Origin of the sequence: Halobacillus sp. BBL2006, from assembly GCF_000786645.1 — a bacterium.
Classification (GTDB): domain Bacteria; phylum Bacillota; class Bacilli; order Bacillales; family Halobacillaceae; genus Halobacillus.
The window spans coordinates 1-4,421 of record NZ_JRNX01000631.1; the positions used below are offsets into that span (position 1 = coordinate 1).

Here is a 4,421-nt window from a genome sequence, read left to right on the forward strand (position 1 = left end):
TTTTTTTATATTTTCTTGACTTTTTTGCTGAAAGGGCATTGATAATTTTGGTATTGAATGCTATTATATACACATAATTCTGAAAATTCCCACGAATTATGATCTTTGTTTCATTTCTTTCCCTTTTCATAGGATTCAGTTTCCACTGGATCCCCTTCAGACTTATGCGATCAGCGCATAAGTCTATTTTTTTGTCTTTCCCTCAACTTTTAAGTTACCAAATTTGCCATAAGACTGATACGATATAGGCAAATGATAAGTTATACTATTTTCATTGAGCTTAATTTAGTTGAAGGATGATGCATGTTATGAAACTTGGCGCACGTATGATGAAGACTGGCTTAGCTGTCGGCATCGCTCTCTATATAGGAAACATATTCGGATTCATTTCCCCTTTACTTGCAGCAATTGCGGTTGTCTTTTCCATTCAACCATCAATCTACCGTTCTTATCAGTCGATTATTGAGCAAGTACAAGGAAATATCATTGGTGCAGTAATTGCTGTCATTGCTGTGTTCACTCTCGGCAACGATCCTTTCGTAGTCGGCTTTGCCATTATCATCGTCATCGGTTTAACGACAACCATGAAGATGAATGAAAATACTATCGCACTTGCCGTCGTTGCCGTCATCGCGTTGATGGACTCAACCGATCAGACGTTTATGTTTTTCGCTTTTTCCCGCTTCACATCAATGATTTTAGGGATTTTAGCAGCGTTCATCGTCAATCTTGTCTTTCTGCCACCGCGTTATGAGACGCGTTTATTTAAGAAAATTGATCTGGCTACCACCGATATTCTTCAGTGGCTTCGTGTTACAACAAGACAGCTTTCAGATGAGCCTGCATTAAAATATGAAATCACACGTCTTCAAGATGATATGCGCTGGGTAGATCACACGTATTTGTTGTATTCAGAAGAACGAACGTATTTAAAAGGAACCCGTTTTTCCAAAGGCCGTAAGATGGTACTTTTCCGACAGTTAATTACCACGACGAAAAAATCGTTTGATGTATTAAAAGCTTTCTATCGCCTTGACCATAAGATTGAACAGATTCCCGAAGAATTTCAGGATGCTGTCGTCAATGAATTGGATAAGCTGATCAATGCCCATGAAAAAATGGTGCTCAGCTTAAAAGGAAGAATAAAAAACACGCATAAGCAATCTCTTCGCAGAATCGAAGAGCCGGATATTCCTCTGTTAGTAGAGCGTCTCATGCACGTCTATGAAGAGGGGAACAATCCCGATAAATTAGTCTTCCTGCCTTTAGCATCTCAACTGATGGAATACCACTATCAGCTGGAAAAATTGAAACGTTTATTAAAAAGTTATCAAAATCATCATCAGGATGATTACATTAAAACGACCGATAATTAATCTAAAGCGGCTGTTCATTGTGAACAGCCGCTTTTTGTTACGTTTCCATATATTCTTTATTCGTATCATCCAATTGCTGAACTTGATACAAGTCATAGTAGTTACCGCGACGGCTCATCAGCTCATCATGTGACCCCACTTCAATAATCTCACCGTTTTCAATAAGGACGATTCGATCAGCATGTGTGATTGTGGAAAGTCTGTGAGCAACTATGAACGTCGTTCGATTCGACGCTAATCGTTCTAGGGCCCCCTGTATTAAGCTTTCACTCTCCAGGTCAAGCGCAGATGTCGCTTCATCGAGTACCAGCAGTGGAGGATTTTTCAGAAAGACGCGGGCAATGGCGACACGCTGCTTCTGTCCACCAGAAAGTTTGACGCCACGTTCCCCGACAAGCGTATCGTAGCCGTTCGGCAAGTTCATGATGAAATCATGGGCATTCGCCGCTTTAGCAGCTTCAATCATCTCTTCATCCGTTGCATCAGGATTTCCCATGCGGATGTTCATCGCAATCGACTCACTAAACAAGATGTTGTCCTGTAATACCATGCCGATATTATCCCTTACCGTACGTGCTTCAAAATCACGGATGTCCGTACCATCGATTGAGATGCTGCCACTTGTGACATCGTAAAAGCGAGGAATCAAACTGATTAGCGTTGATTTTCCTCCCCCACTCATTCCGACAAAAGCGATTGTCTCACCTTTTTCCACATCAAGGCTTACATCATTCAATACAAGCGGCTCATCCTCATCATATTTAAATGATACATTTTCAATAGACACGTCACCATGAACGTTGGTCATTTTTTTCGCACCAGGTTTATCGATGATGTCATATTCTTCATCCACGAACTCAAACACGCGGTCCATAGAAGCAATGGATTGCGTCAATACCGTCGCTGAGTTCACAAGCCTGCGAAGCGGATTGTAGACCCGATCCATATAGCCGACAAAAGCGACCATCGTACCTACCGTAAGCGCACCGGTAATGACTTGATAACCAGCGAAAGTTATAACGAGTAAAGGCGCCAAGTCCGTAATCGTGTTTGTGACGGAATACGTATAAGCATTCCAGTTTGTGTGCGTAATGGCCTTATCTAAGAAATTCTTATTTTGTACATCAAACTGCTTTTGTTCATGGTCCTCAAGGGCGAAGCTGCGGATGACAGGCACTCCTTGAACACGTTCGTGCAGGTGGCCTTGCACTTGTGCAAGTGCCTGAGAACGATCCCTAGTCAAGCGACGAAGTCTCGCATAGAAAAATTTCACCGCAAATCCGTAAAAAGGGAACAAAGCAATCGATACGAGCGTTAACCACGGATCCATCGTCAGCATGATGATTATGGCTATAACAATCGTAATCATATCAAGCCAGATATTCATTAACCCAGTGATAACAAATGTTTTCGTCTGCTCCACATCATGAATCACTCGTGAAATAATCTCTCCGGTCTTTGATTTTGAATAAAAACGTAAACTCAACCGTTGAATATGATCGAATAATTTCTCCCGAATATCGTATAAAATATGACTGCCAATCCACTGAGCTAAATACTGTCTTGCATATTCAATAGGTGGACGGAGAATGAGAAAGACAAAAAACGCCCCACCCATCAGGAGCAGCAACTGATCCATTTTTTCGGATTGAGCCATGTCTCCATTAATGATGTCGTCAATCACGTATTTGATAATTAACGGCATCAGCAAAGGAATGGAGAATTTGATCACACCTATAAGAACCGTGATGATGATTTTGCCCTTGTACGGCTGCACAAAACGCAAATATCGTTTAATACTGTCCAATGCTAACACCTCTTTCTTAAAAAAACTTGTAAACAAGAAGGAAGCGCACTTATAAATAAAGTGCGCAGCCACAAGATTTATCTGTACGTTAAATAGCGTTCATACCATTGATCGATGAATTCTGGCGAAAAAGGACCTTTCCGCTGTCTTACCCATCTAATCAATGTATCGATGTTGTTATATAGAATACGATCAAGCACATGTGGATAATTCATTTTTCTTTTATGGATTTCGTATTCATCTTCATCAAGGATTTTATAGGTCATATCCGGATAGACTTTCACATCCAGATCATAATCGATGTATTTGATGGATTCTTCTTCGTAAATGAAAGGTGAACTGATATTGCAGTAATAATACACCCCATCATTCCTTAACATCCCAATGACGTTGAACCAATGCCTTGAATGAAAATAACAGATTGCTGGTTCACGGGTAACCCATCTCCGCCCATCACTCTCCGTAACGGTCGTCCGATCATTCGCCCCTATGATAACATGGCGTGTTCCTTTTAAGACTGTTGTGCTGTCCCACACGCGATGCAATTGTCCATTATGCTTAAAACTTTGAATTTCAATCCCTTTTCCTGCTTCTGGGCCGGGCATGGTATCCCCCCTTCACTTTATTTCCGTTTCATGCCTTCTGTTTATTATAACGACAATTGTCACGAAAGAAAAACAATTGAATTCTATGACCTATGTATAAAAAGAAGCCGCCCACATAGGACGGCTTCTCTCATTCGGGGGATTGATACAGGCTAATAAAACAGCCTGGACAAGCCACACCATCAATTCAGGTTATTTTTTCTTAGCCTGAGATTGTTGGTTCTGCTCACGCACTTGCTGCGCATCAGTTTGAGATGCAAACTCAGCACCATATTGGTTTTGCTGACCTTGTTGAGCAGCTTGTTGGTTTTGTTGTTTTACATGTTGTTTGTCTGTACCAGCAGCTGTTTTGTTTTGTTTCGGTTGCTTAGCCATGATTATCACCTCCGCAAAAATTATTGTGTACAGGTTTGAATCATTTCATTCCAAATTTAAAATAAATATTTTACTTTTACATGATCTTAAAATACAAAACCTTTGAAAGCTTCATTGATCGATCTTTTACCCCGCCCCCTTTCAAAAAAAGAGCGGGTATGCTTCGCCTTTGAAGTTTCTTGCTGTACTTTTCCATTTGGAGTGCTACTCTGCATCAACATTAAGTCACCATTTAAGAACAAAAGCGCAAGCGCCTTG

General features: G+C 40.9%; 4 protein-coding genes. 1 reads left to right on the forward strand and 3 read right to left on the reverse strand.

What is annotated here, in order from left to right:
• Positions 1–308: 308 nt before the first annotated feature.
• Entirely contained in the window at positions 309–1,376 is a 1,068-nt protein-coding gene (locus tag LD39_RS17265) for an aromatic acid exporter family protein (protein WP_035550557.1), read from the forward strand.
• A 37-nt stretch (positions 1,377–1,413) separates the two neighbouring features.
• Here LD39_RS17265 and LD39_RS17270 read toward each other — a convergent pair whose 3' ends face one another.
• The 3 genes from LD39_RS17270 to LD39_RS17280 all read right to left on the reverse strand — a co-directional run bounded on the left by LD39_RS17270 (position 1,414) and on the right by LD39_RS17280 (position 4,163).
• Positions 1,414–3,183, reverse strand: a complete 1,770-nt coding sequence (locus LD39_RS17270) for an ABC transporter ATP-binding protein (protein ID WP_035550561.1) — start codon at positions 3,181–3,183, stop codon at positions 1,414–1,416.
• A 77-nt stretch (positions 3,184–3,260) separates the two neighbouring features.
• Entirely contained in the window at positions 3,261–3,788 is a 528-nt protein-coding gene (locus tag LD39_RS17275) for a DUF402 domain-containing protein (RefSeq protein WP_035550564.1), read from the reverse strand.
• A gap of 192 nt (positions 3,789–3,980) precedes the next feature.
• A complete protein-coding gene (locus tag LD39_RS17280; protein WP_035550567.1) occupies positions 3,981–4,163 on the reverse strand; it encodes a gamma-type small acid-soluble spore protein in 183 nt (60 codons plus the stop codon).
• Positions 4,164–4,421 lie beyond the last annotated feature (258 nt).